At 41.1% G+C, this 25,582-nt stretch carries 24 protein-coding genes and 2 pseudogenes; 15 read left to right on the forward strand and 11 right to left on the reverse strand.

Translation table 11 applies throughout. The annotated features are described in order from the left end of the window. Positions 1 to 12: 12 nt before the first annotated feature. Both ACYRY3_RS27415 and ACYRY3_RS27420 read left to right on the forward strand, forming a co-directional pair. On the forward strand, positions 13 to 624 hold the full coding sequence (locus ACYRY3_RS27415; RefSeq protein ID WP_460204804.1) for a YdcF family protein: 612 nt from the start codon (positions 13 to 15) through the stop codon (positions 622 to 624). After that, positions 596 to 838: pseudogene (locus ACYRY3_RS27420) on the forward strand (LbetaH domain-containing protein); the annotation flags it as partial. The gene ACYRY3_RS27415 and the pseudogene ACYRY3_RS27420, both read left to right, overlap by 29 nt. Here ACYRY3_RS27420 and ACYRY3_RS27425 read toward each other — a convergent pair. Both ACYRY3_RS27425 and ACYRY3_RS27430 read right to left on the reverse strand, forming a co-directional pair. Next, positions 838 to 951 (reverse strand): annotated as a pseudogene (locus ACYRY3_RS27425) (NAD(P)-binding domain-containing protein); the annotation flags it as partial. The pseudogenes ACYRY3_RS27420 and ACYRY3_RS27425 overlap by 1 nt on opposite strands. Positions 952 to 1,252: 301 nt before the next feature. Continuing rightward, positions 1,253 to 2,434, reverse strand: coding sequence for a class I SAM-dependent methyltransferase (locus tag ACYRY3_RS27430; protein WP_460204805.1), 1,182 nt, complete (start codon positions 2,432 to 2,434; stop codon positions 1,253 to 1,255). Between the two features lie 75 nt (positions 2,435 to 2,509). Here ACYRY3_RS27430 and ACYRY3_RS27435 point away from each other — a divergent pair, with 75 nt between their 5' ends. Both ACYRY3_RS27435 and ACYRY3_RS27440 read left to right on the forward strand, forming a co-directional pair. Then, positions 2,510 to 2,974 (forward strand): EamA family transporter, encoded by a 465-nt coding sequence (locus tag ACYRY3_RS27435; protein ID WP_460204806.1) that lies wholly within the window; start codon positions 2,510 to 2,512, stop codon positions 2,972 to 2,974. Between the two features lie 369 nt (positions 2,975 to 3,343). Next, on the forward strand, positions 3,344 to 3,802 hold the full coding sequence (locus ACYRY3_RS27440) for a hypothetical protein (RefSeq protein ID WP_460204808.1): 459 nt from the start codon (positions 3,344 to 3,346) through the stop codon (positions 3,800 to 3,802). Positions 3,803 to 4,052: 250 nt separating this feature from the next. Here ACYRY3_RS27440 and ACYRY3_RS27445 read toward each other — a convergent pair whose 3' ends face one another. Beyond that, the gene (locus tag ACYRY3_RS27445; protein ID WP_460204809.1) at positions 4,053 to 5,237 is read right to left on the reverse strand and encodes an NAD(P)H-quinone oxidoreductase subunit H; all 1,185 of its coding nucleotides are present in this window, start codon (positions 5,235 to 5,237) and stop codon (positions 4,053 to 4,055) included. 423 nt (positions 5,238 to 5,660) lie between these two features. Between ACYRY3_RS27445 and rsmH the strand changes: the two genes are divergently transcribed. Continuing rightward, positions 5,661 to 6,563, forward strand: a complete 903-nt coding sequence (gene rsmH / locus ACYRY3_RS27450) for a 16S rRNA (cytosine(1402)-N(4))-methyltransferase RsmH (RefSeq protein WP_460204811.1) — start codon at positions 5,661 to 5,663, stop codon at positions 6,561 to 6,563. A gap of 204 nt (positions 6,564 to 6,767) precedes the next feature. Here the strand turns inward: rsmH and ACYRY3_RS27455 are convergent, their stop codons facing one another. Continuing rightward, positions 6,768 to 8,603: an ABC transporter ATP-binding protein gene (locus ACYRY3_RS27455; RefSeq protein ID WP_460204813.1), complete on the reverse strand. Its 1,836-nt coding sequence runs from the start codon at positions 8,601 to 8,603 to the stop codon at positions 6,768 to 6,770. 144 nt (positions 8,604 to 8,747) lie between these two features. On the opposite strand from ACYRY3_RS27455, the gene ACYRY3_RS27460 reads away from it, so the two are divergent. Next, positions 8,748 to 9,191, forward strand: a complete 444-nt coding sequence (locus ACYRY3_RS27460) for a retroviral-like aspartic protease family protein (protein ID WP_460204815.1) — start codon at positions 8,748 to 8,750, stop codon at positions 9,189 to 9,191. A gap of 107 nt (positions 9,192 to 9,298) precedes the next feature. On the opposite strand, the gene ACYRY3_RS27465 is transcribed toward ACYRY3_RS27460, so the two are convergent. Beyond that, positions 9,299 to 9,478: a hypothetical protein gene (locus ACYRY3_RS27465; RefSeq protein WP_460204817.1), complete on the reverse strand. Its 180-nt coding sequence runs from the start codon at positions 9,476 to 9,478 to the stop codon at positions 9,299 to 9,301. 148 nt (positions 9,479 to 9,626) lie between these two features. Between ACYRY3_RS27465 and ACYRY3_RS27470 the strand changes: the two genes are divergently transcribed. The 3 genes from ACYRY3_RS27470 (at position 9,627) to ACYRY3_RS27480 (ending at position 13,694) form a co-directional block, all read left to right on the forward strand. Further along, positions 9,627 to 10,466, forward strand: coding sequence for an alpha/beta fold hydrolase (locus ACYRY3_RS27470; protein WP_460204979.1), 840 nt, complete (start codon positions 9,627 to 9,629; stop codon positions 10,464 to 10,466). 162 nt (positions 10,467 to 10,628) lie between these two features. After that, positions 10,629 to 12,362 (forward strand): serine/threonine protein kinase, encoded by a 1,734-nt coding sequence (locus tag ACYRY3_RS27475; RefSeq protein WP_460204981.1) that lies wholly within the window; start codon positions 10,629 to 10,631, stop codon positions 12,360 to 12,362. A 399-nt stretch (positions 12,363 to 12,761) separates the two neighbouring features. After that, a complete protein-coding gene (locus ACYRY3_RS27480; protein WP_460204818.1) occupies positions 12,762 to 13,694 on the forward strand; it encodes a DUF4351 domain-containing protein in 933 nt (310 codons plus the stop codon). Between the two features lie 111 nt (positions 13,695 to 13,805). On the opposite strand, the gene ACYRY3_RS27485 is transcribed toward ACYRY3_RS27480, so the two are convergent. Next, entirely contained in the window at positions 13,806 to 15,305 is a 1,500-nt protein-coding gene (locus ACYRY3_RS27485) for a glycosyl hydrolase family 57 (RefSeq protein ID WP_460204819.1), read from the reverse strand. Positions 15,306 to 15,682: 377 nt separating this feature from the next. On the opposite strand from ACYRY3_RS27485, the gene ACYRY3_RS27490 reads away from it, so the two are divergent. Both ACYRY3_RS27490 and ACYRY3_RS27495 read left to right on the forward strand, forming a co-directional pair. Further along, positions 15,683 to 16,198: a hypothetical protein gene (locus ACYRY3_RS27490; RefSeq protein ID WP_460204821.1), complete on the forward strand. Its 516-nt coding sequence runs from the start codon at positions 15,683 to 15,685 to the stop codon at positions 16,196 to 16,198. Between the two features lie 391 nt (positions 16,199 to 16,589). Beyond that, complete coding sequence (locus tag ACYRY3_RS27495; RefSeq protein ID WP_460204822.1) at positions 16,590 to 16,946, forward strand: Spx/MgsR family RNA polymerase-binding regulatory protein; 357 nt, start codon at positions 16,590 to 16,592, stop codon at positions 16,944 to 16,946. Between the two features lie 12 nt (positions 16,947 to 16,958). Here ACYRY3_RS27495 and ACYRY3_RS27500 read toward each other — a convergent pair whose 3' ends face one another. Together ACYRY3_RS27500 and ACYRY3_RS27505 are read right to left on the reverse strand one after the other, a co-directional pair. Further along, the gene (locus tag ACYRY3_RS27500) at positions 16,959 to 17,684 is read right to left on the reverse strand and encodes a carbonic anhydrase (protein WP_460204824.1); all 726 of its coding nucleotides are present in this window, start codon (positions 17,682 to 17,684) and stop codon (positions 16,959 to 16,961) included. Between the two features lie 291 nt (positions 17,685 to 17,975). Continuing rightward, positions 17,976 to 19,184, reverse strand: a complete 1,209-nt coding sequence (locus tag ACYRY3_RS27505; RefSeq protein WP_460204825.1) for a NupC/NupG family nucleoside CNT transporter — start codon at positions 19,182 to 19,184, stop codon at positions 17,976 to 17,978. A 180-nt stretch (positions 19,185 to 19,364) separates the two neighbouring features. Between ACYRY3_RS27505 and ACYRY3_RS27510 the strand changes: the two genes are divergently transcribed. Continuing rightward, a complete protein-coding gene (locus tag ACYRY3_RS27510; protein WP_460204826.1) occupies positions 19,365 to 19,814 on the forward strand; it encodes a nucleoside 2-deoxyribosyltransferase domain-containing protein in 450 nt (149 codons plus the stop codon). 16 nt (positions 19,815 to 19,830) lie between these two features. On the opposite strand, the gene ACYRY3_RS27515 is transcribed toward ACYRY3_RS27510, so the two are convergent. Further along, positions 19,831 to 20,298, reverse strand: a complete 468-nt coding sequence (locus ACYRY3_RS27515; protein ID WP_460204827.1) for a hypothetical protein — start codon at positions 20,296 to 20,298, stop codon at positions 19,831 to 19,833. A gap of 669 nt (positions 20,299 to 20,967) precedes the next feature. On the opposite strand from ACYRY3_RS27515, the gene ACYRY3_RS27520 reads away from it, so the two are divergent. Beyond that, positions 20,968 to 22,689, forward strand: coding sequence for a protein kinase domain-containing protein (locus tag ACYRY3_RS27520; RefSeq protein ID WP_460204982.1), 1,722 nt, complete (start codon positions 20,968 to 20,970; stop codon positions 22,687 to 22,689). A 190-nt stretch (positions 22,690 to 22,879) separates the two neighbouring features. Continuing rightward, positions 22,880 to 23,176: a Nif11-like leader peptide family natural product precursor gene (locus tag ACYRY3_RS27525; protein WP_460204828.1), complete on the forward strand. Its 297-nt coding sequence runs from the start codon at positions 22,880 to 22,882 to the stop codon at positions 23,174 to 23,176. A gap of 218 nt (positions 23,177 to 23,394) precedes the next feature. Here ACYRY3_RS27525 and ACYRY3_RS27530 read toward each other — a convergent pair whose 3' ends face one another. Further along, positions 23,395 to 23,970 (reverse strand): DUF924 family protein, encoded by a 576-nt coding sequence (locus ACYRY3_RS27530; protein WP_460204829.1) that lies wholly within the window; start codon positions 23,968 to 23,970, stop codon positions 23,395 to 23,397. A 5-nt stretch (positions 23,971 to 23,975) separates the two neighbouring features. Beyond that, positions 23,976 to 24,533, reverse strand: coding sequence for an SRPBCC family protein (locus ACYRY3_RS27535; protein WP_460204831.1), 558 nt, complete (start codon positions 24,531 to 24,533; stop codon positions 23,976 to 23,978). Between the two features lie 560 nt (positions 24,534 to 25,093). On the opposite strand from ACYRY3_RS27535, the gene ACYRY3_RS27540 reads away from it, so the two are divergent. After that, positions 25,094 to 25,288, forward strand: coding sequence for a hypothetical protein (locus tag ACYRY3_RS27540; RefSeq protein ID WP_460204832.1), 195 nt, complete (start codon positions 25,094 to 25,096; stop codon positions 25,286 to 25,288). Positions 25,289 to 25,582: the final 294 nt, after the last annotated feature.

A 25,582-nucleotide genomic window follows, 5' to 3' on the forward strand; every position in this document is an offset into this window, starting at 1 on the left:
AGTGACCTGCTAGTGAAAAAGAATCAACGTAAATTCAAAAAGTATTGGATTTTCGCTTTAACAAGTTTTGCCCTCACGCTACTGTTAGTTATTCCCTTACGTTTGACGATCGCTAGATATTATGCTCCTTTACCTCAAGCATTCTTTACCTTGGGTGGCGATCCTGCTAGAGAACAAGTGACTGCCAATCTCGCCAAGTGGTATCCATCTCTAGAAATTTGGGTATCTTCTCCTCCTAATGCAGAAAAAACACGGGAAGTTTTTCAATCTCTAGGTATTCCCAGTACAAAATTACATATTGACTACCGCGCTGTTGATACCGTAACGAATTTTACTTCTCTTATTGAGGACTTCAAAAAACGACACCTTCAACATATTTACCTGATTACCTCTAATTATCATATGCCCAGGGCTAAGGCGATCGCGACTATCATTTTTGGTAGCCAAGGTATCACCTTCACTCCAGTCTCTGTACCATCCAATCAACCTACAGAATCTTCCTTTCGGATTTTTCGCGATGTTCTTCGCTCCCTAATCTGGATTTTTACAGGTTCTACAGGAGCCAGTCTTGGATCTTCTCTTAGTTGCTTACCGTATGCGTTTAGATCGATACTCCCTTGGTAGTTATACCCCTGGTGCTTCTTACTGGAAACAACTGTTGTGGTATTTTCTAGGTTCGCCCTTGGTAGAAAGCCGTGTGATACCTTTCTCTACCATAAAAGTTTGGGTGCTTCGTTCTTTTGGAGCACAAATCGGTCAAGGTGTTCGCTTTAAGCCTGGAGTGCGAATAAAGTTTCCTTGGCGTTTAAGTGTTGGTGATATTGTTTGGATTGGGGAAGGTTCTAACTTTTCTGGGGTGCGGTTGTAAGCAATAACCTGTGTTCCAGCCTCTAACAACCTTTGAGCCATTGGTAGTCCCATCAATCCAGTCCCCAGAAATGCTACCTTCATTTTTCACCGTCCGTTATCAGATTGTTTAGTTTTAATAAGAATAATTTAGTTCTTTCAGCAATAGAAAATGGTTAGCAGTTAGTCGTTTTTCACCAACCACTAACCACTTACGACTAACCTCCTGCAGCAAAAGTAACCATAATCATGACTGAAAGTAAAATACCGGGGGTCAGAAGTACGACTAACATTAATAGGTCATGGGGAGACATAAAAATTACCCTCCTGATTGTTCTGTTTTCAATGCAATCACTGCTATGGTAGACCAACTATCACCAACACATTGTTAACAGCGCTTAATTTTTCAGATTGGCATTTGCTCTGGTACAATAAATCCTTTCAGACTCTGTACTGCTTCTTTCTGAGTGAGCCCTTTACTTTGAACTAAAACGCCAAAGCCACCCAGCCCTAGAGGGTCTAAAAGCTGATGCAGTGAATCTCTCCGACCCAGTAACTGTGACAATGGTTGCTCTGTATAGGACAGGCTGGCAATCCGTTCTCCCAATCCCAATGCCATCAAAAACAACGCCTGCTCGGTAAACCCAACTTTATCTAAACCACACCGCTCACCCCATCTTTCCAAAGCAGTAAAGTCGATATGAGCCGTGATATCTTGTTGCCCAACGTTGATATACGGGTCATTGTGTCGGTGATGTTGGTAGTAACATTGTAAGGTACCTTGCGATCGCCTTGGGTTATAGTAACGGTGGGCTGTGTAGCCATAGTCAATGGTTAGAAGATAACCGCGCTGCAAGCGGTCTGTTACTGCACCCAACCAATCCAAAGCAGCCAAGTTAATTTCACTACGGTATCCATCCGGATAACCATTTTTTATATCTATGTCTACTAATTCAAAATATTCTACAAGCCGGTGGGTAGAAGGGGCATCTGTGACTTCTACAAATGATGGTAAAAAAGTGGATGGTGATGAGGTGGTGACATAAACTTCTAGCAGCTGTCCCTGTTCCAGAACAAACTGATGCACGGGCAAAGCATCTACCAACTCGTTGGAAAAAAAGCAGCCAGAAATAGAGTGGCTTGGTATTTCCTCCAGATTGCACCAACACACGGGAAATTCTTGCAGGCGTTGCTGTTGTTGCTGTTTGAGACCCGGAGATTTCTCAATAATGATATAATGCAAGACATTAAAAAAATCATGATGTTGCTGCTGAATGTGTTTGAGAATATCTACAGCCAGCAGTCCTTGACCAGCCCCCATTTCTACTAAGGAAAACGGCACAGGTCGATCTAAAATTTCCCACATTTGGACAAATTGCTCTGCTAGCAATTCACCAAAATCCGAGCCAAGATGAACCGAAGTGAAAAAATCACCTTTTTTACCGATGTCTATCGCCTTAGTTGAATAGTAACCGAAATCGGGGTGATAGAGCACTAAGTCCATATATTCAGCAAAAGTTATTCGCTTTTGGGGATTTGCCGCAATTCGATGTGCGATCGCTTCACACAAAGCTGGATTAGATTTCATAGGATAAAAAAGTTACGCTTAATTGTAATAATGGTAGTTTAAGATGATGAAAAATATTTTTGAAAAGAATAATCAATGTTTCCAACAAATAATTGGCTCTTTTTTACTCTGTCCTCTCTAGCTTTATATGGTTTGTGGGGGTTTTTTAGTAAGTTAGCAACCAACTATATTGAACCAAAAACTGCTCTTGTTTATGAGGTCATTGGCGCTGTTCTTGTTGGTCTGGTATTATTAAGCAGTCAAAGCGTTAGGATACAGGCAGACGCCTGGGGCATTTTCTACGGTATTCTAGTTGGCGTTTCTGGAACATTGGCAACATTTTGTTTCTTTATTGCTCTCACTAAAGGTTCAAGTTCAATTACTTTACCACTGACTTCGTTATATCCTATAGTCACGATACTCCTATCGGTTTTTCTTCTTCAAGAATCTCTGTCTTTAAAACAGGGTATTGGTATTTTACTAGCTCTAGTTGCTTTAAAACAGGGTATTGGTATTTTACTAGCTCTAGTTGCGATCGTTCTGTGTTCTTTGACAGATTAGGGGTGTAGAATGAAGGCTATAAAAACAAAATTTTATTGAGGTGCAATCATAAACCTCTTGCATAAAGAATAATTTTTCTCACGCAAAGCCGCAAAGAAAAGTAGACAAAACCTGACTTTGATAAGAGAGTTACTCAAAAAATGCCATTTTAGAGTACATCATTCTTCACCGTTCTAACGAACCGTTAAGTGAGACCCGCAAGAAAAAGAAGCTTCGCGAAAATCCAGTTGCTCTTTGGAGTTAAAACTCCATCTGAATGAGATCTATCGCGTATGGAAAAACAAATATAGTTCATTGTACCAATATAGTATGCGCTAAAGCGCAACTACAAACCAAAGGAAAGTCAACCGAAAATTGGGCAGAAAAAGTATGCGTAAAAATTCTTGGCGCATTCTACTATTAGTAATACTTTCTACATTGCTTGTTGGATGTCTTAACTTTGGCAATAACTACAGTCATGAAGATGGGCACAAGCCTCCATTAAAAGAAATAGGAAATTGGTTGGGTTTACCTCTACCTAATAATTATTCGGATTTAAAATATAAGATTATTGCTGATACTCCCGATCGAAATGTTGAAATTGCTGTCAAGGTTCCAGAAGAGTTTTTTCTACATTTGGTTAAAAGTCAGAATTTAGTGAATTATGACCAATTTAAAGATAAGCTGTCTTACGATCTAAAACCAAGAGAGTTATCAAATACAGATTCTGATTCTATCCTCAAAAAACCTCAACCAAATACAACCGTATGGATAACGCAAAATCAAGTTTATCCTAGATATTTATGGTATCAAAATTCAACGCTATATCTTGTACATTTTTCACAATAGAGCAATCCAAATCTGAACTCAAAAAGTAACTATTTTCCCTTTACTAAGTCAACGTAAATCACAATCTCCACACCCAGAACTAACAGAAGTAAAAGTTCTATTAACCCAAGAAGATTAACAGCTAAAGGAGGCTTTGACACAAGCAAGCTGTGAATTTCCAATTCCCTCCCCAATCCATTGGGGAGGGTTAGGGTGGGGTAAAACCTCTTGTGAGATCTGTCTGGTTTCTACAAAATAGTATTGACAGATTCTAGCGGTCTACAGACCCCATGATGACATCAATGCTACCTAGAATAACAACGACATCTGCCACCTTCACACCTCGTAGCAGATGAGGCAGAATTTGGAGGTTGTTAAAATCAGCAGGACGAATCTTCCAACGCCAAGGGAAGACGTTATCATCACCAATAAGATAGATTCCCAGTTCACCTTTACCGCTTTCTACGCGGCTGTAGATTTCACCTTTGGGAATCTTGAAAGTGGGAGCAATTTTCTTACTAATGTACTGATAATCAAAACCATCCCACTCCGATTTTTTCCCAGCCGCCAAACGTTTGGCTTCTAGGTTTTCGTAGGGTCCACCAGGAAGCCCTTTTACAGCTTGCCTAATAATCTTGACGGATTCGCGCATTTCCCGCATCCGTACCAAGTAACGAGCTAGACAATCACCAGCAGTTTCCCACTGTACGTCCCAGTCAAAATCATCGTAACATTCGTAGTGGTCAACCTTCCGCAAGTCCCACTTAACACCAGAAGCACGTAACATTGGACCAGAAAGTCCCCAGTTAAGTGCCTCCTCACGAGTAATGGTACCAACACCCTCAACACGGCGTCGGAAGATAGGGTTATTGGTCACTAAACGTTCGTACTCGTCAATTTTGGGCTCGAAATAGTCGCAGAAGTCCAAGCACTTGTCAACCCAACCGTATGGTAAGTCAACTGCGACGCCACCAATACGGAAGTAGTTGTTATTGACCATGCGGTAACCTGTGGCTGCTTCCCACAAGTCATAAATCAATTCTCGTTCTCGGAATTGATAGAAGAAGGGAGTTTGAGCACCCACGTCAGCTAGAAATGGGCCGAACCACAGCAGGTGATTGGCAATGCGGTTCAACTCTAGCATGATAACGCGGATGTAGCTAGCGCGTTTGGGAACGGGAATGTCTGCCAGTTTTTCTGGGGCGTTAACAGTAACAGCCTCATTAAACATTCCCGCTGCATAGTCCCACCGACTGACATAGGGAACGTACATGATATTAGTGCGGTTCTCCGCAATTTTTTCCATTCCCCGGTGCAAGTAGCCAATTACTGGTTCACAATCAACGACGTCCTCGCCATCTAGAGTGACAATCAGTCTTAACACCCCGTGCATGGACGGGTGGTGGGGACCCATATTCAGCACCATTGGTTCGGTGCGGGTTTCGATTCTTGCCATAGATTCAGTGTGTTCTCCGGTCTGGGAAAAATTTTAAATCGAACCACTTTCGTTGCAACAGAGAAGTCCAAGCTGAGGCTTAAGCCTTTAGGGCAGGTCTCAGAACTTCAGTTAAGCACTCCACACAGCGCGGTTGTTGGGGAGAGGGTGACAGTTAGAGTTTTTACTTGATTTTTCATTTTGTTGCACTTCTTCATTAATTATATAAAGATGGGGCCAAAGAACAGTTTGTTGCTGGAATTTCTTTATCCCTAAAGATGTGAATTGGCAGCATAGATAAAGACAATCCAAACCACACCTAATCCGTTCTCAGCATCTCTAATTCGACTCAGGCTGTCTTCATGTTTGTTGCCCTGGGGTTAGGCGCAGGGTATCTTCCTGTCGGCAGCTAGCGCAAGAAGCCAACCAAGGTAAAATGTCATTATGATCGATTCCGAACTACCGCTTGATGTCGAAGAAACTCCATTCTCACACATTCCCGTTTTGAGTCGGGAAGTGATTGAGGGTTTAGCAGTGCGTCCCAACGGGCATTACTTGGACGCGACAGTTGGCGGTGGAGGTCACAGTCGGCTGATTTTAGAATCTGCACCTGATGTAAGATTAACAGCTATTGACCAGGATGAAGATGCACTAGCTGCGGCAAAAAAGGAATTAGCAGCCTTTGAAGAACGAGTGCAATTTATACGTACTAACTTTGCCGCCTACCAATTTCCTCAAAACAATTTTGATGGTATAATAGCAGACTTGGGTGTGAGTTCTCACCATTTGGATACCCCAGAACGTGGCTTTAGTTTTCGCCGCGAAGCTAATCTGGATATGCGAATGGATAGGAGACAATCCCTAACGGCGGCTGATGTGATTAATTACTGGGATGAAGCCGAATTAGCAAATATCTTCTTTAAATACGGAGAGGAACGTCTATCGCGACGGATTGCCAGACATATTGTTGAAAAACGCCCATTTCAAACGACAACAGAATTAGCTTCGGCGATCGCATCTTCTGTTCCTGCTAAATACCGACATGGTAGAATCCACCCAGCAACCCGTGTTTTTCAAGCCTTGCGAATTGCTGTGAATGATGAATTAAAAGTGCTGGAAACTTTCTTAAGCAAAGCACCAAATGCCCTTACACCAGGTGGCAGAATTGCAGTTATTAGTTTTCACAGCTTAGAAGACCGTATAGTAAAGCATACTTTGAGAGATTCACCTCTGTTGCAGGTATTAACTAAGAAACCCATAACTGCACAAGAAGAGGAAATTAACAACAACCCCCGCGCCCGTTCTGCAAAATTAAGAATAGCGCAAAGAATTCAAGAGCAAACTTAGTGAAGATTCGTCCTTAGTCATTTGTCGTTGGTCATTCGTCAGAAGTAGTAGGGTGGGCACTGCCCACCAGCAGCAAACGTGCGTCATAGCCCTATCTAAATACTATAAAAATCGGTTATTTTAGAGTGAAAAAGTAGTAAAAAAGCCATAACGGTATAAGAGAAAATGAGCTTTTATTCGTGCCATTCGATCAAATGCCCTAATCTATTGATATCCTGCAGCTTGTAAAGAAAACAGTGTTGCGTATCGCCCACCCAATCGTAACAATTCCTCGTGAGTTCCCTGTTCTATAACTTCCCCAGCTTCAATGACAACAATTTTATCAGCCATTCGGACTGTAGAAAAGCGGTGAGATATGAGGAAGACCATTTGATTGTTGGTAAGAGTGCGAAAGCGATCGAAAATTTCAAATTCAGCTTGAGGGTCCATTGCGGATGTTGGTTCATCTAAAACCAAGATATCTGCCCGAGTTCGCATAAAAGCACGAGAAAGAGCAATTTTTTGCCACTGACCACCAGAAAGTTCCTGTCCCTTGCTAAACCATTTGCCAAGCTGAGTCTGAAAACTTTCAGGCAAATGTTCAATAAAAGGCAGGGACATACCTTTTTCTGCTGCTGTTTCCCAACGAGTCCTGTCTTCAATATTGTCTACATCTCCCACACCGATATTCTCACCTACTGTAAATTGGTAGCGAACAAAGTTCTGGAAAATTACCCCGATACGCCGCCGCAGCACATCAACATCCCATTCTTCCAAGTCCAAGCCATCCAGTAAAATTCTCCCTGAATCTGGAGTGTAGAGTCGGGTAAGGAGTTTAATGAGTGTCGTCTTACCGGAACCATTTTCACCAACAATGGCTAATTTTTCTCCTGGTTTTAAGTGTAAGGAAACATTTTTCAGTGCAGGTCGCAAACTTCCAGGATATGTAAAGGATACGTTCTCAAAACGAATACCATCTTGGGGATTGAAACCTTTGGTTGCTTTGCCTCTTGGTTCAGGCACTCCCTCTTCTAAGAAATCATAGAGATTGGAAAGATATAAATTATCTTCGTACATTCCCCCAATGGAGGTGAGGGCACCAGAAAATGTAGATTGTCCTTGACGAAAAACGGTGAGATACATTGTCATATCACCCAAGGAAATTCTACCGACAACCGTTTCCATCACAATCCAGGCATAAGCCGCGTAAAAAGCAGCCGTACTCAGCAAACTCAGGAGGTAGCCCCAAAATCCGCGTCGCAGCGTTAAGTCGCGGTCTTCACCAAAGAGTCGATTAAAGAGATTGCGATAACGTTGCAGCAGCATTTCCCCTAGCTGGTAAAGTTTTACTTCTTTGGCAAAGTCTTCCCTAGCAAGTAGTGTTTCTAAATAATGCTGCTGTCGGGTTTCTGGCGCACGCCAACTAAAGAGGCGAAAGGCTTCCCCCGCAAATTTTGTTTCAGCGAAAAATGCTGGCATAGCTGCCACAATCAGCATTAACAATGCCCATATTGAGAACTTGACTAGCAAAATGCCATAAGTGATAAGCGATAAAGCACTTTGTACCAAGCCAAAGGTGCGGGTGACTAGAGAGAGGGGACGAGTCGATGCTTCTCGCCTAGCATTGGTCATTTTGTCGTAAAAGTCTGAGTCCTCAAATTGAGTGAGTTCCAGTGAGAGTGCTTTTTCTAAGATAAGAACGTTTACCCGTTGACCGAGAAGCATCCTTAGCAAGGATTGACAGACGGTAAGACCTCTTTGACTCGCTGCTAGTAACGCGACAGCAATTGCCTCTAATGCTACGTACATCAAGGGGTGATTAATATTGACAAAAACGTTACTATCTGCATAGGCAGAATTTCGCGTTTCTATAACAGCATCCACAATTAACTTGCCAATATATGCTACAGCAGCTGGTAAAAGACCCGCGACTAAAGTTAAACTCGCAAGGATGATGGTAAGAGAATGGCTGGTTGTCCATACCAAGCTCACCGCCCGTCCACTGTACCGAAATACTGCAAGGGATTGGCGCAGAGCGTTTTGTTTTTTACGTGTCCTCATTATTTTTTTATAACTTAAAATTACCCCCGCCATCGCACCTAAAGAATTGGTTACAGTCAGACCTTGACTTTAGTTTTGCAAGGTTAAACTCATCTTATAAACAACTAGAGCCTTGGCTTTAGATGATTGGAGTGGTTAGAAGTCATGCAAATAAAAGATACAAACGGAATGGGTAAAGTCTTTACTACCTTGACTGTAATCAATCGAGCCGACCAAATTCGCGCTGAAGATGGCACGATTGCACCCGAGCAAGTGCGATCTGTCATTCTGAAAAATGTGTTAGTGGATACTGGCGCGACAACCTTATGTTTACCTCCACAAGTAGTAGCCCAGTTAGGACTAAAGTTACTTCGAGAAGTTGATGTTGCAACTGCAATGGGCATTGGTAAAGCTAGAATTTTCCAAGATGCCAAAATATCTCTGAGTGGGCGCGAAGGGACTTTTGAGTGTTTAGAATTACCAGGAGGCTCAGATGCATTGTTAGGCGTCATTCCTTTAGAAGCTTTGGGATTGGAAATTGACTTGCAAAATCAAACTTTGAAGGTATTACCTATTAGCCCCTCAGAAACTTATCTAACCATTTTGTAACACTCAAGCTGTATAACAATTCAAGATACGCAACTAAATAAAAGCAATCGCACGTCAAACATTACTAATGTGTGCGATCGCTATCAAAGGTATAATAAATACAACAGTTATTCTTGAGATGTATTATCCCAGCTATTCGTTTCTGGAGAAGGGCTATGACTAGGTACTAGATCATTTTGATTTTCGGTTTCTTTAGAAGAAGATGTATTGCTATCACTAGTGCTTTCTGGGTCGGAACAGCATAGGGCATGAGCAGAGTCAGAAATAAGCTGTAGCCCCCTGACCATTTTTATACCTTCTTGCGTAGGCAATTAATTATGGCTACCCAATTTTGCTGTTCATATCACTAGCTAAGTTAGCAGAAAAAATTTACTAGATATAACAGAATATTAAGAAATGAAGAGAAATACCGTCTCAAAGAGTGGTGAATTTGCCATGAAACCTGTACGTAAAACTTTGTCAACGCCGGATATTGAACTTTCTTACTTGGAATGGAACCAAGGTCAAAAACCTTTACTCCTGTTGCACGGCTTAGCAGACCATGCCTTAGTTTGGTCTAGCTTGGGAGATGAGCTAGCAACAGATTACCATATCATTGCGCCAGATATGCGCGGTCATGGAGAAAGTAGCAAACCGGAAAAAGATTATAGTTTTGAGAGTGCGATCGCGGACTTAGAAGCACTCATGGATAAAATGGGATGGTCATCAGCTCGTGTTGTGGCTCACTCTTGGACGGGAAAACTAGCTGTTATTTGGGCAAGGCTGAATCCCCAGCGCATACAAAGTATGGTCTTAGTAGACCCAATTTTCATCTGGAAAATCCCTAGTGTATTCAAAGTTACATTTCCCTTCTTGTACCGCTTTTTGTCGTTTGTAAAAGGGATGGGTCCGTTTGCCAGTTATGAGGAAGCAGAACAACAAGCCCGTCAATTGTACGAATTCCAACGATGGAACCCTTTACAACAGCTAGTTTTTAAAGCAGGTCTTGAACAAAAACCTGATGGAAGTTGGGGTAGTAAATTTACAGTCGCAGCCCGCGATAGAATTTTTGAGGAAGTGATGCGAGTTCCTGGTTTTACAATCCCAATCCATACCCCCACCTTGTTTATACAACCAGAAAAAGGTCTTAACCGCAAAGATTGGCAACTCAAACCCTACAAAACTTATCTAAAAAATGTACAGATACGCACAGTTCCCGGCAATCATTGGCCGTTCCTAGACCAGCCTGAGGCATTTAACCAAACTGTAAAAGCGTTTCTACAGGAACGTCAATAATTTTCTCACCCAAAGCCAAAGTCGCCAAAACGCTAAGAAACACTTTGTTAAGAGTGCGTCTTGGCGTGGGACATTGCAACTTTAATTACCGTAGATCTGTCATTAGATAGACAACTTCCAGTCGCTACCATAGAGTATCGGTACGCTTACCCATTGTTTGTCATGAGCCTGTGTATAAACCCTACCTGCCCTAAACCCAACCATCCCGATAATGATGAAAACCGCTTCTGTCAAAGTTGTGGTTCCCAGCTTGAATTACTTGGGCGCTATCGGGTAATGCGTCTATTGAGCGATAAAACTGGTTTTGGCAAAGTTTATGAGGCTTATGAACAGGACATACCAAAAATCCTCAAGGTTCTTAAAGAAGAACTCTCAGGGGACGCAAAAGCAGTAGAACTATTCCAGCAAGAGGCTGCTGTGTTGGGACAGTTGCAGCATCCCGGCATTCCTAACGAGGATAGCTACTTCCAGTATCAAACCAGACTCGGTTTGCGTTTACACTGCATTGCGATGGAAAAAATCGAGGGTCCAAACTTAGAACAGTGGCTTAAGCAGCAGCAAAACAGACCCATATCTCAAGACCAAGCCATAGCTTGGTTGAAACAATTGGCAGAGATTTTGATTTTGGTACATGGCAAACAGTATCTGCATCGAGATATTAAGCCATCTAACATCATGATTCGACCCGATGGGCAGTTGGTACTTATTGATTTTGGCACGGCTAGAGAAGTGACAAGAACTTACTTAGCCAAACTCAGTGGTGGGGCTGGAGGTATCACGGCAATTATGTCTTCTGGTTATAGCGCCCCAGAACAATTGAATGGTTTGGCTGTCCCCCAATCAGATTTTTTTGCCTTGGGGCGCACTTTTGTGTTTTTGCTGACAGGACAAAACCCCATAACATTATACGACTCTCATCACAATGAATTGCACTGGCGCGATCGCACTGTTGGCATTTCACCACTCCTGTTAAACGTTATTGATTGGTTGATGGCAAGGGAAGTCGGTCAACGTCCTGCCAATGCCCGAGAAATACTGAAACGCCTGACCGAAATAGAACAGCAATTAAGTGGACGTACTGCTGCAACTGTGAACGTAGTGGGAAGTTTAGACACACAAAGATTGACACCCCCAGACACGACAACTTTACCACCGCAACCTAATTGCGTCCCCCCACAACAAAAACCATCAGAAAAACTGCCATTACTTTCTCTGTTAGCAGCCCTGTTGGTAGTACTGGGATTTCTTGGTGTCGTTGCTTTGGCAACAAGGTCTCCACAGTTTGCTTACAGTCCAGATTACGGACAAGCACCACAAAGAAAAGGAAAAGTTGACTACTTCCCCTATGAGGAAGGTAGAGACAGCCAAGGTAGAATTGCTGAATTTAACGTAGCTGTTCTTTCTGTAGAATATAAATGGCTTTTGGGCAGTGATTTTCAGGTGAAATATAACGACCAAATCATTAATCTTGATGCTTTGAGGTCAAATTTAGAGCAAGAAGGTATACACAGAATCATGGAAAATCCAACAGAAATCATTTCTGTGGGAACTGCTTCTTGTGAAGGTGTTGTAGCAGTTGAAGAACGTCGAGCTTTTGAGCGTTCAAAGCAGATACAGCTTTTAGCCAAAAAGATATTTAGCAATACCTCTAGCGTCAAAGGTTATCGTTTATTAAATTTAGGTCAATTTCGTCGAAGTGACTGTCAGGTAAGCCAGGATTTAACTGCATACCAAAGAAGCATTATTATCATTGGCGTGAGAAAACAATCAGAGGGAGTTATTCTGGACGAAGCACTCAGAGATAGATTGGAAAAGAAACCGTTTGCTGACTTTAAGCTAGAGGATTATTCTCTAGGTTCTCCAGAAAAATTTAAAACAATTCCTAGTAACTTATAGACACAATCGTAGGGTGGGCACTGCCCACCAAAATTAATTGACAAACTGCAAGAAAATTTGAGATTGAAATTCTTCTCCGCGATTCTCGTACTAGAGCTTTCACATTAATAAAATATAAAGTATTCGTAGTTATGCTTGAGATTATGCATTTTAGCTAGCAACCTAAAAATATCTTAAATTTCATTTATTTGAGCTACTTAAAATTCCTATTTAGAGAAAATCTGATAGAATGACCACTTAACATATCTGACATCATCCTGCACCATTCTTAATCAGATCTGAAAAAGCAGGTACGGGTGCAAGACATACAACCTCTAACCCTTGATTTCGCATTCAGAAATCAGGTTTTTGGCATGGGTGCAACATCTGAAGTATCAAAACATCCATTCTTAACAGCCAATGACCCGCTTTATACACGATAAGTTTGCCAAAGATTATCTAGAAGAGTTACTCAAAAATTACGGGGAAGTCAAGTCTTCAAAAAAAGTTTCAGGAGAGATTAAAGAAATAGATGTGTTATTCATTCCGACTCAACCCCAAAGTTCCAATATACAAATATTAGGGCTGCTGGGTAGATTTGCCGAATTTCCAATGATGTTAGAACCATTCCGCAATGCAGCTTCTGAAGATGAAATCTGTGACTGCTTGATAAAATTATTGGAAGCAAAGGCGGAAATGCGACGAGACGCAAAGTCGGAGAACACTAAACTTCAACAAGAGCAAATTCCCAAATTGTGGATTCTCACTCCCACAGCATCTGCCAAAATATTACCGAGCTTTAACGTTACCCAACAAGCAGAATGGTTACCAGGAATTTACTTTTTAGCAGATGCGTTAAGGACAGCAATTGTAGCCATACATCAGCTACCGCCAACACCAGAAACGCTGTGGTTAAGACTGTTGGGTAGGGGCAGGGTACAAGAGCAAGCAATTATTGAACTGCAAGGGTTACCCGGTGATAATCCATATCAGAAAGCAACGCTAGAATTAATTTACAACTTACGAGAAAATTTGAGAGTTAATCAAAATATAGATGAAGACGATCGGGAGTTGATTATGAGATTAGAGCCACTTTATCAACGAAATCGGGAACAAGCCAAGCAAGAAGGACGACTTGAAGGACTACTCGAAGGACGGCAAGAGGGATTACTCGAAGGAGAACAACGCTTAGTTATACGTCAGCTAAATCGAATTTTTGGTGAAATTGATTCATCATTAACTCAGCAAATTAGAGAATTATCGCTAGAGCAACTTGAAGCATTGGGAGAAGTCTTATTAGATTTTTCTGAAGTGGCTGATTTACAAAGGTGGTTAAATCAACTTGAAACTTAGAAAGTCTTAGATTCCGGGCTGTTTCAAGAAGCCTGGAATCTTATTAAGCAACTTAAACTTCTGGCTAGGTTTTCAAGTAATACCGATTCAAAATTAGACTATGATGAACTACTACGCGCCTACCACTGCTTCACCACGTCGGTAGAGTTCGCGAGCATAGTCAGTCCACATTCCTTGTCCCCAATAACGAAAACAACTCGTTTGCAACAATAAGTTATATAACAACGCTTTCTGGTAATCCGAGCTTTGAGTCACGGAAGGATCTTGTTGTACGAGGGGGTCATATTTCTCATGAAATAAAACGCTCAGTTTCTTCATGGGATCTAAAACATTTTCATAACCTTGAATCCAACTTAGATGATTTGTCCAAGAGGCACCATCCATATGGAATTGATGGTCTGTTTCTTTTAACTGCGCGATCGCCTTTTCCACTGCTTCCGGTGTAGCATTATCTGGATTAACCTGCTGCCAAATTTTATGTTGCTGTACAGCTTGACAGGTTGGAAACTCATTTGGATTAGCACCCGCAGCTTCTATCAATTCCAAATATTCAGTTCCGTTGAGTGCAACCGTCCCTGAGTGATTTCCTCCCGAATCACGAATTTCCTGATACACCCTAAAAACATCACGCGGGTATTCATTCATCATGACGCCGCCATTTTCCCCATCAGCAATTTGAGTCACTAAAGACGGAACTTTCATGTTTCCAATTTGCTGCTGACCTCTGCCTTTCGCTTCATAATATGGTTGCATCTGAGCAACTAATTTTGTATCCGAACCTTTGGTTTTAATTAATGCCGTGATGCCAATCGTTTCACCATAAGAATTACGAGCTACCAAACGGTTTGGGATATATTTGTCATCATGGTTCAGCCCAGAACCATCCAATCGTTCTACCGAATGTTCTTGCACCATTAACCAGCGATACCCACATTCTTTCAAAGCTTTAATATACTCAAACAACGTATCCGGATGGTTGGGTAAGTGCATTTCTGGAGGAGAAAAGCCTTTGACTCGCGCTAGGGCATCATAACCAAAAATAGCTGCAAAGTCATGTTGCCATGCTTGAATGTGAAGTTTAATGTCGGGAATAGGAGTAGAAGGAACAACTGCATGGCTCCACATTGTTCCCAGCCACTCTACATAAGGTTGATAGTGGCGATCGCAGGTAATCCGTTTGAGATTGTTTAGGATATCCACCCTACCCATTTGTCGAAATCCCCATAACAAATTACCCGAGTAGTCGAGCATAATCCGAGGATTGCAACCTTCAGCAATCAGTTGGGGAATAAAATCTCCCATACGGCTGTAGCACCATGCAAAAGGTTCTGCGTTGTGGTTATCTCCTTCATGAGGGTGTTCAAACATATACTGGAGATTGCTAATGAGATCGACCGTAGCACCTGCAGGGATAGTGGGTTGATGCATGTGAAGGGCGCAAGCAAAGCCAGACGAAATATCTTCCAATTTAAGATTTGTCGTCGTTAAAAATACAGGCTCATTCTGTTGAACAACTGAGCTAATTTCTGCTTCCCAACCAGAAATATTTGGTAATCCTGCTCTTAATTCTTCCAAAACTGGTAGGTTGGCAGATGTTGCTGTTGTTGGCATGGGAGTTCCCCTTATACTGCGGTTTTGTCACTCCCTCCTATTTTGGCTTAATGCAGAAATGTTCAGCATTGACTGAAAGAATATTTAATTATGTTAGGCTTATGCCAACGTTTGGGTTGAGGAGTGAAAGACAACGATTCTATTAAATGTTGGGTTTCGTTCCTCAAACGCCACTTGCTTCAATGGGGGGAACCCCCACAACGCAGTGGCTCCCCAACCTACTGTATCTTAATATTTAATTTATAAATAATCTCTGATGCTTTAATTTCAAATTGATTCCAAAAGATATTAAATTGTTCTCCAATCTGAGAAGATTGATTATAATTAAGTTCATTCCAGGAAAAATAAATTCTGCTAAGAGTTATCAGGATAAAAATGTGACTCAAGATTACTCAACAAAATGGTGGGCAGTGTTTACGTGTATTGCTTTTCTTGAAGCAGTATTGCTCATGATGTTGCTTTCCGGACAAGCTTCTATACAGCTGCTTATAGCAATTGTTATTATCGCGATACTACTATTTTTAATACCCCGTCTTGATGAAGTCATTTCATTAACTTTCGATAGAGGCAAGATAGATGCAAAATTCAGTACTCTCGGTAAGAAAATAGCAACAACTAAAACCAAAACTGATAAGTTGATTTTGCTATCAATGCCTAAATCAATGTATGAGAATCTCAAAAAAATTGATGCTGGGAATCTTGGCCCATACAAAATGACTGAGCGTTTAGAAAGAGAACTCTATCACCTTCGGGATATAGGGTATGTAGAGGTAGATAGAATGCGTGATATTCCCTATGAAGGTAATAATCTTTCGGAATTTGTCATGATTACGGATTCTGGTAAACAATTTCTCGACCTGCGTGAAAGTATTGAAAAAGAAGGTAATAGTTAATGGCTAAACCAGTTACCCAACCATAGGGGAAAGCCAGCTGAGGACGGGCAGGATACCCATCCCACAAGATGGCTACAATATAGAGAATTTTGCAGGGGTGGGCTAATCATAGTGCGATCGCTCTTAGGTACTAGATTCCTGAGAAAAGGTTATTGAAAGAAAAAACCTGCAAGCAAAAGGGGTACAAGTAGAAGGACAGATACAATCAAAAGGAGAGTACCGGGGTCAATTTTGATTTCTGGGTCACGCATCTTAAAACCTTGTGAAAAAAACTGGTAGAGCATATCTAATATTATCTAGGTATTTTGCTACCTACCGTTACAACCAATGGGATAATTACCACATACGCTTGTTTCCGTATTTAGGTATTAGATAAGACTCTATCGGTTCTATGTCAATTCAAGTATATGGAATTCCAAACTGCGGCACCTGCAAAAAAGCTTTGAAGTGGCTGCAGGATAATGGTGTAGCCTGTGAATTCATTAATACAAAAGACCATCCGCCTAGCCGTGAGGCGATCGAAAACTGGGTCAATTGTTTAGGTGCTCAGTCCATGCGAAATACATCCGGTCAATCCTACCGGGCTTTAAGTAATGAAAAGAAGACATGGAAGGATGAGCGGTGGATTGAAGCCTTTGCTAACGACGCCATGCTCCTCAAGCGCCCCCTAATTGTTAAGGATGGCAAGGCAGTGTTAGTAGGTTTCAAAGAGAATGAGGAAGTAGTAAGAGCAAAACTGGGCATTTGACCTACCCTATTATCAACCTGCCTCAACAGCCTCACAGCAACTGCATTTTGTCACCCCAACTCCATCCATAAGTTTCTCCAAATCAATCAGAGGAACTCGACCCCCGTGAGCCAAAGAGGATGAGGGATGCAACAGCCATTGTTTTGTTGAGACTTGTAGGTCTTTGATCAAGCCACTACTAATATTCAGTACCCAGCCATGAACTGTCGGTGCTTTTTGTTCGTAGAGTGCCTTACGCATTATTGAAGTTTGGAAGAGATTTTTTACCTGTGCAAGAACGTTGATTTCCGCCAACCGATTTAGACGTTCTTCTTTTGTTGGTAAGGAATCAATACCCTCTTTTTGTTGTAAATAGAGTTCTCTAATCGGATTCACCCAGTTGTCAATAATTCCGGTTGTTTTTCCTTCTAATGCTGCTTTAATTCCACCACAACCGTAATGACCGCAAACAATAATGTGCTCAATTTCAAGATAGTTGATTGCATACTCTAAAACAGCTAAAAAGTTAATATCGGTGAGAGATACTTGATTGGCAATATTGCGATGGACAAATAACTCTCCAGGTTCCGTGCGAGTAAAATTTGTTAGCGGCAAGCGACTGTCAGAACAACCAATGTAGAGATAGGGCGGTTTTTGTCCCCTTGCTAACTCTTGAAAGTAAGTGGGCTCAAGAGCTAGTTTTTCCGCTACCCAAGCCTGATTGTTTTTGAGGAGTTCATCAATGCTGTGGTATTTCATTAAGCTTTGAAGAGTTTAAGATTTCAGATAAGTAAGCGGGCGAAATAAAATATAACTATATTTGGTCATCATTTTTCCTTAACAAATGACTAAAGACAAAGGACTAAAGACGACCTTCACGCATTACACCCATTTGTACTGACCAACTTATTTCGCTTACTAAATAGTTTGAAATAGGCAAAGGCGTTGAAACAATATGCAGCTACGAAAATTAGTATTTAGATAACAAACTTAACTTATCTTTAATTACCATAGATTTATATCTATCAAAGTACTGTTTGCAGATAACAATTAAACCAACATCCCAGCAATACAAGCAGTCATAAAACCTGCAAGCAAGCCCCCAATCATTGAGCTAACACCCATACGAGCAAGGTCTTGCTGGCGGTTTGGTGCCATTCCGGTAAGCCCACCAATGGTAATGGCAATGGAACCAATGTTAGCAAAATTACAGAGTGCATAAGTAGCAATGATGATTCCACGTTGAGAAATTTGACCTTTGTCAATCAATGTCTTCAAATCCAGGTAAGCAATAAACTCATTCAGAATAGTCTTTTTACCTAATAACGCTCCTACTTGACCGCAATCAGCTAACGGTACACCCATGAGCCAAGCCACGGGAGCCATAATAAACCCTAAAAGCCATTCTAACGAGAGCTGCACCAACCCAACCCGTGTTCCCAACCATCCCAGTAATGCATTCACTACAGCTAACAAACCCAAAAAGGCGATAATCATCACGCCCACATTAACCGCGAGTCGCATCCCATCAATTGCCCCTGCAGTTGCGGCATCGATAGCGTTAACGTAGTTTGTCTTGACTTCCATCCTCACCTGTCCGGCTGTATCGGGTACTTCTGTCTCTGGATAAAGTAGCTTAGATACAATCAAAGATGTGGGGGCAGTCATAAAAAAAGCAGCTATTAGATGTTCTGTTGGTATACCAAATGACAAGTATGCTCCCAGCGTTCCACCTGCCACTGTGGCAAAACCACCAGTCATAACTGCAAAAAGTTCCGATTGTGTCATTGTTGCTACATAGGGTTTTACTATCAGTGGTGACTCAGTAGGTCCTAAAAAGACGTTGCCAGCACAAGATAAAGACTCAGCCCCTGAAGTTTTCATTGTCTTCATCATTACCCAAGCTAAGCCAGTGACTATCCACTGTAGAATGCCATAGTGATACAAGACACTAATGAACGCAGAAAAAAAGATGATTGTGGGCAGAACTTGAAACGCAAATAAATGGTCTTTATAACTGTCACCAAAAACGAATTTTGCGCCTACATCCGAAAATGCTAAAAAGCTGCTGACAACATCACCTAAAGATTTGAAGGCTGTTAAACCACTGGGAGTTTTTAAAATTAAGAGTGCAAAGACAAACTCCAATGCTAGCCCCCATGCCACTGTTTTCCAACGCACGGCACGGCGGTTAACAGAGAGGGCGTAAGATACTCCCATAAAAACCAGTAGTCCCAAAGCAGAAATTGCACGTTCCATTTTTTCTCCCAAGGATGCACCAACCCTTGGTCACAAAGTATACATAAAAAGTATTTATTGTGTATACCTTTTTAGTTAATTTCTGAAATTCTTTATTAAGACGTAGGGTGGGCATTGCCCACCAAAATCTACTTTGTAGTAATGTGGCAGCATTTGCGTTTAATGTGCAAAAAACCCAATATGATTAAATATATAGAAGCACCCGCAGAATTTAATGGTGAAGGAAAATCTATATTTTGTGCTGGTGGAATAACAAGTTGTCCGGATTGGCAATCACATATAGTGGAATTATTAAAGCCCTCACCTTGGATAATTTTAAATCCCAGGCAGGAAAATTTTCCCATTCACGATCCTAATGCTTCTCAACAGCAAATTGAATGGGAGTACAGGCATCTGCGACTCGCCACAGCAATTCTTTTTTGGTTTCCGAGTGAAACTCTCTGTCCAATTGTTCTCTACGAACTGGGTGCTTGGTCAATGACCAATAAACCTTTATTCGTCGGAGTTCATCCTAACTATGCTAGAAGACAAGATGTAGAAATTCAAACGGGTTTGGTACGTCCTGATATTCAAATTGTTTATTCTTTAGATGAATTAGCTAATCAAATCATAAATTTTAGTTTTGTATAGTTATAATACCGTTTCTCTATGAAGATGCATAGGAAGAACCCCACTGCCTACAGCACGGCTCATTCTGACTGACATTTTTGATTGGAATGTCTGTTTCCGCAGTCATAGAAGGTGTTTGAGTTTTCTCAACACGTGCTTTTTCTGCAATATTGTCAGCTTGACGACATTCTCCAGCGACTGACGATAAATTCGAGAAAGCCCCAAGACTGTTCCCATCTCTCATATCAGATAACGCCTGCCCCACACCGTCTAAGCAGGTGCTCATTGTTTCAATATCTGAATTTTTGCGTTTGAGTTGCTCGCGGAGAATTTGAATTTGTTGCTCGTTATCCTTAAGCTGGTTCCGTGCCTCCTGAAGCTGTTGTTGAGTATTTTGTAACTCAAATTTGACATTGTCTAAATCCTTCTGAGACGTGCATCCAAATATTGTCAAGAGCAGAGCCATACCAACTGTACCTAAACTTAGCCGAAAACAGTTTTTCATAATAGGGATGTCCTTATTCAGACATAAATTATTTTCTAACTCATAATGGCTGGTATAAAAAGCTCATTTTTCTACATTTGTGCAAAAGTAACTTTTGTGGGTTGCTGTACTTAGCTAATACACAAAAAGGTTTATATGTCTGTATGTCTTCTAGCTATTACCAGGATATAAATAGTAAAATTGCAATTAAGTATAACCTATTTTAGTGCTGTTTTTTAAAACTTCTGATTCTAGTAGCCCCATGTTACTCTGGCTCAACATAGCTGAAATGTGCGATCTTAATTGCTATGAATTTAACAAAATAAGCAAATAAAACTGTTTGCATAAAGTAGATTAACTTTTGACAAAGCTGCCAAATTGGCAACAAGGGTGTGGTAGATTTGATATTCATTTAATGTACTGGGTCGTTTTATTTATGACTGTTTAATAAACGGCACAAAACACTTGATTACAAGTGTCACCAACAGCACAAACCTATTATTAATTTTGATTCCCCATTGTTTAGAAAAATATGTTAGATAAAGTGTGAAGTATAAAGTCTAAAGTATGAAAAGTGGTAATTTATGAGCCTTTATTCTTCATTGTTCTTTTCATCCTTCATCCTTTATCTGTATCCTTTCTTTATGTGGGGGAGCTTTGCAGCAATCTTTTCACAATCAACGTTACAACATGATTGGTCAGTTACTGGCAGGACATTATAAAGTCCTTGAAGTATTAGGTGAGGGAGGCTTTGGGCAAACTTACATTGCTGAGGACATTCACCTCCCTGGAAACCCTAAATGTGTTCTTAAACATCTCAAAACGTCTAGTACCGATCCTGAAATTTTAGAAACTGCTCGCAGGCTGTTTCTAAAAGAAGCTGAAACTCTACAGAAGTTGGGTAATCACGACCAAATCCCCCGACTGTTTGCCTATTTTGAAGAGAACCAAGAATTTTATTTAGTACAAGAATTCGTTGATGGATATTCTCTTGGGAAGGAAATATGTTTTGGTCAAAGGTGGACAGAAAGCCAAGTTATCAAAATGCTCATTGAGGTATTGAGCATTTTGGAATTTGTCCACAGCCAAGGGGTTATTCATCGCGATATCAAACCAGACAATATCATTAGACGCGCTTCAGACAACAAATTAGTCCTGATAGACTTTGGAGCCATTAAACAACTGCGGAGTCAAACAGCAACTCGGACGGGACATCATAATATCACCCTGATTGTAGGAACTCGGGGATATATGCCCTCCGAACAAATCAGGCGTTTACCGCGTCCTAGCAGTGATATTTACGCATTGGGGATGATGGGTATTCAAGCTCTCACAGGGGTACCCCCGCACAAACTTCAAGATGACCCAAATACAGGGGAAACTTTGTGGCAGCACTTAGCGTGTGTCAGCCCAGGACTAGTTGCTGTCCTAACTAAGATGACGCACTACCACTTCAAAGATCGCTATCAAACAGCAACTGAGGCATTGCACGCACTTCGGGAATTAGCGGCTCAGTCTGACCAAGTGCCAGCAGCCGAAGCCACTGTGACAACCACTACTCTACACGAGCTGACTTTGGAGTGGGAGGAAGGAGAACAAGCTAGAAATCGTAAAATTACCGAGAAGCAGCACAGTAAAAAGCTCGGTAGGGTTCGTATTGGTCGCAATGCTGAAGAGTGCGATATTGTTTTAAGCGAGCCAACCGTGTCAGGGCTGCATATTGAAATCTTCTTTCATCAGGAAAGGCAAAGGTTTTATATACGGAACTTACGCCAGAGAAATCCTCCGATAGTTGATGGACAATTGCTTTTGGCGGGTGAAATGCCACTTTCTGTTGGCAGTCACATACGTTTGGGACAACAAAATCTTAGGGTGAGTGCGATCGCTTCCAAGGACTATCCGGCGGGGTACGTTCCCATAGAATTTGCTCTTGTACCAGTTGGATCGCCACAACCTAGTGTGCAAACTATACGGATACCAAAGGTTCGCAGGTCACAAGACAATCCCAAAGTCTTTTTGTCCTCCAATCGATCTACTGTTGCTTCAATACCTAGCAAAATGCCCCGAATACTGGGAGTAGGTTTTGCAGCTTGTGCTAGTTTGGTTGGTGGCTTGGTCTTTTTTAACGCTGACAACACTGGTGGAAGCCATGCAAGTAATGCACAACAGAGTTGGTTATCAGAACAACCCCAACTTTGCCGTATCATTTCCCCCCCAGGCGGCAGGTTTGTTGCTAAATTACGCCCTGAACCAGGCACAGAAGTTGGCGTCATGAAACAACTAAATCTGGGTGAGAAAGTTTTATTTCTTCGCTCTCGCGGTGACTTTACAGAAGTCCAACTGCCTGATGGCACTCAAGGCTGGCTTTTTGGCGATGAAATACGACCTTGCATTACAGCAAAAAAAAGATAAAGGATTAAGTATAAAGGATGAAAAATTTATACTTATCCTTTATACTTCATACTTTATACGATAACGTCTTGCAAATTTATCCTCGTGACAGTTCAATCCTTTGAAATTATATATATGAACCGGAATTATCCGGTGGGTAAATGTAGCTTTTTTACATGCTACAAATCATACTAATGGGAGATGAAATGTTATGGCACTAGAGCAAGTGAATGCTTTTTATGACCTTTTGATGTCGAATCAAGCAATTTACGAGCAATATTACCGTCAGTGCTGCGTTCGGGGTTTATTTGGTGTTTGGGATTGGGATAAAACGAAGATTGTTAATTTTGCTGCTACTCATGGTTTTTCTTTTACTGAAAGCGAACTAGATGCAGCTTTATTTGGTAGCGAACCAATTGTTTTTGAAGATTCAATAAATTTGTCAAAATATCAGCAGTTAAAAAATAGTGTTAATTATGAATTACCAAAAATAAAACATCCGGTGTAAAGGTGATTTTATTATCTGTTTAAGAATTTATTTGCTTGCCATTTCCTGCAAGTAAAATCTTTAAGAATCTTTAATAAGAAATTGATACAACAACAGGCAACGGTAGCAACAGACCGGGTAACGGACTATGTAGCAAATGGGCGATCGCAGTTGTCCCACAGATAAATCACCCGTTACATCTGTTATCCCATAAGTTGCCACCATCGCCACATTTGTTGTTAAAAAGAAGATCCTGACTGCTTCAAAAATTCTTTTTCCTCTGGTGTTGAGGTTCTACCCAAAATAGCATTGCGATGGGGAAAGCGCCCGAAACGTTCAATCACTTTCATATGGCGAATTGCATAATCAATAGAACTGACGCTATCAGGATCGTCTCTTAGTTGCTCAAACAGTTGTACTGCTTTACGCTGATGTTCCAAGTTTTCGCTGTGTTCAAAGGGGAGATAGATAAACCAGCGTTGAACGGGTAGCAATTTTTTATCATAACCTAGTGCGATCGCCTGTTGTGCGACTGAGAGTGCTTCCCAGTCCGTGGCAAAGGCTTCGGGAGTATCGCGAAAAACATTTCGAGGAAATTGATCGAGCAGCAAAATAAGTGCCAAACAGCTATCGGGAGTACTAATCCATTCGTCTAGCTGTCCCGATGCTGCTCTTTGGTAGTCAGTAAAAAACCGGATTCTCAGTTCTTCATCAAACTCAGGTTTTTTACTAAACCAAGCAGTTTTCGGTTTGCCATAACCTGGTTCATCAGGTTTGCCAAACCAAAAGTCTAAAATAGCTGTTGCCTGTGACATTACTTCTATTGACCTTTACAAAGCACTTGTCGCATTTTACGCATATTTGCGGGCAATTCAAAATTCATTGCTTGCTGAATAAAGATTGATGGTACGGGAATAGTCGGAGTCGCTTGGACGCCATAAGTCAGTAAGGTACCATCACCACAATCTTTTAGCTCTAAGTTAGCTGCAAAATCGTGAAAAGTCCCTTTTTCCAGGCGAAATTGTATTTTCTGCCCAATTTCTTCCACGACATTGAGATAAATCTCTACTTGAGCCGTAAAAAATAAAAAGGCTTTTTGTGCTGCTTGATACAGACGTTTGACCTCCCCTCGTTGTATTACTTCACTTCTAGTTATGTCAGGAAAATATTGCACCCAACGGGGATAATCGGTGATCTGCTGCCAAACTTGCGATCGCACTAGTGGCACGTACATTGAGGCAGTAACGGCACCACCCCATGCTGTATAGGAGCGTGTTTGCACCAAAATTTCACCTTGTATCAATAACCTTTGTTGATCTTGACTCCAAACCATATTTGAACCAGTGAGAACCGAATCTGAGATAACAGATGCACGCATATTACTTTCAGCCACTCCTCAAAACATCCACAATATAAGGGTTAAAGTTGATATTTAACTCAAGTGAGCCAAATACGCTAATTTTAGTTCCAATCCAATATACAAGTTTTCCGGAAATAGTCACGAGCTAGGCATTATTACCAAAACTTCATAAAAACTATGCCATACTTTTGTCAAATATTAATATTTATAGCATTCCCATTTCATAAAATTGGAATTTATTATCCATTGGCGTACTTACTGGGCTGCCATAACTCTTAAGAAGCTGTTTAAGATGTAGGGAATCCCTGATGAAACAGCACAATTGCCATCTTTCTGGTATTTTCTAGTTTCTTCAATTCAGATTGTGGGATTCAGTGAAAATACTGAGCTAATTTTTACTAAAAATTGCAACGGAAGAAATCGTCAATTTAACTTTATAGAAATAAAATTTTACAAGTATTCTAGTTATCCCACTTGTTTTGTTAAATTTTTCAACACGAAATGAAAAATATAAGGTAAAACAAGATAACACAAGAATGTGCAAGCAACAAGTGTACTAGCTGTTGTCACGGAGGACTATGAATTCATCTCAGTTAAATCGTAGATTAAACCAAGCTCTCGGCATTTTTCTTGGTGTTGCAATAGCTGTCTGGGTTCTCAGAGGTTTCGGCGCAATCACTTTTATTCCAGGTGGGGTTATTTGGCTATTGCTCTTAGGTGCAGTAGCTATGGGTATTCTAAGTTACGTCCAGAGAATTTGGTGGCGGTTTTAATTTGATGCTTCCCGTTTGCTCACCACCCGCTCAGCTTCAAACTTCAAAAACCAAAAACACATTCATTATTTTTGAATCTCAAATGTTCAGTAAGTCGGCACAAATAAGATTCACTAGTTATGGTCGTCCTTTGTAAAAGTGCCATTCGCCGACTTACGCCTTTTTCGCTCTAAAATTACCGATTTTTGTAGATAATCCTCTGGCTTAACATATTTCTGTTTATTCTCGTCAACTGAGTTAATATTTTCGCAGTTTTGAATGTGATTTTAATTTTAACAAAGTTTCTGGTATCTT

This window comes from Scytonema sp. NUACC21, assembly GCF_054684315.1.

Bases quoted from the DNA above. Each gene is read 5' to 3' on its own strand.
- ACYRY3_RS27430 (WP_460204805.1), bottom strand. From the start codon at position 2,434: ATGAAATCTAATCCAGCTTTGTGTGAAGCGATCGCACATCGAATTGCG.
- ACYRY3_RS27435 (WP_460204806.1), top strand. From the start codon at position 2,510: ATGTTTCCAACAAATAATTGGCTCTTTTTTACTCTGTCCTCTCTAGCT.
- ACYRY3_RS27440 (WP_460204808.1), top strand. From the start codon at position 3,344: ATGCGTAAAAATTCTTGGCGCATTCTACTATTAGTAATACTTTCTACA.
- ACYRY3_RS27445 (WP_460204809.1), bottom strand. From the start codon at position 5,237: ATGGCAAGAATCGAAACCCGCACCGAACCAATGGTGCTGAATATGGGT.
- rsmH (WP_460204811.1), top strand. From the start codon at position 5,661: ATGATCGATTCCGAACTACCGCTTGATGTCGAAGAAACTCCATTCTCA.
- ACYRY3_RS27455 (WP_460204813.1), bottom strand. From the start codon at position 8,603: ATGAGGACACGTAAAAAACAAAACGCTCTGCGCCAATCCCTTGCAGTA.
- ACYRY3_RS27460 (WP_460204815.1), top strand. From the start codon at position 8,748: ATGCAAATAAAAGATACAAACGGAATGGGTAAAGTCTTTACTACCTTG.
- ACYRY3_RS27465 (WP_460204817.1), bottom strand. From the start codon at position 9,478: ATGGTCAGGGGGCTACAGCTTATTTCTGACTCTGCTCATGCCCTATGC.
- ACYRY3_RS27470 (WP_460204979.1), top strand. From the start codon at position 9,627: ATGAAACCTGTACGTAAAACTTTGTCAACGCCGGATATTGAACTTTCT.
- ACYRY3_RS27475 (WP_460204981.1), top strand. From the start codon at position 10,629: ATGAGCCTGTGTATAAACCCTACCTGCCCTAAACCCAACCATCCCGAT.
- ACYRY3_RS27480 (WP_460204818.1), top strand. From the start codon at position 12,762: ATGACCCGCTTTATACACGATAAGTTTGCCAAAGATTATCTAGAAGAG.
- ACYRY3_RS27485 (WP_460204819.1), bottom strand. From the start codon at position 15,305: ATGCCAACAACAGCAACATCTGCCAACCTACCAGTTTTGGAAGAATTA.
- ACYRY3_RS27495 (WP_460204822.1), top strand. From the start codon at position 16,590: ATGTCAATTCAAGTATATGGAATTCCAAACTGCGGCACCTGCAAAAAA.
- ACYRY3_RS27500 (WP_460204824.1), bottom strand. From the start codon at position 17,684: ATGAAATACCACAGCATTGATGAACTCCTCAAAAACAATCAGGCTTGG.
- ACYRY3_RS27505 (WP_460204825.1), bottom strand. From the start codon at position 19,184: ATGGAACGTGCAATTTCTGCTTTGGGACTACTGGTTTTTATGGGAGTA.
- ACYRY3_RS27510 (WP_460204826.1), top strand. From the start codon at position 19,365: ATGATTAAATATATAGAAGCACCCGCAGAATTTAATGGTGAAGGAAAA.
- ACYRY3_RS27515 (WP_460204827.1), bottom strand. From the start codon at position 20,298: ATGAAAAACTGTTTTCGGCTAAGTTTAGGTACAGTTGGTATGGCTCTG.
- ACYRY3_RS27520 (WP_460204982.1), top strand. From the start codon at position 20,968: ATGATTGGTCAGTTACTGGCAGGACATTATAAAGTCCTTGAAGTATTA.
- ACYRY3_RS27525 (WP_460204828.1), top strand. From the start codon at position 22,880: ATGGCACTAGAGCAAGTGAATGCTTTTTATGACCTTTTGATGTCGAAT.
- ACYRY3_RS27530 (WP_460204829.1), bottom strand. From the start codon at position 23,970: ATGTCACAGGCAACAGCTATTTTAGACTTTTGGTTTGGCAAACCTGAT.
- ACYRY3_RS27535 (WP_460204831.1), bottom strand. From the start codon at position 24,533: ATGCGTGCATCTGTTATCTCAGATTCGGTTCTCACTGGTTCAAATATG.
- ACYRY3_RS27540 (WP_460204832.1), top strand. From the start codon at position 25,094: ATGAATTCATCTCAGTTAAATCGTAGATTAAACCAAGCTCTCGGCATT.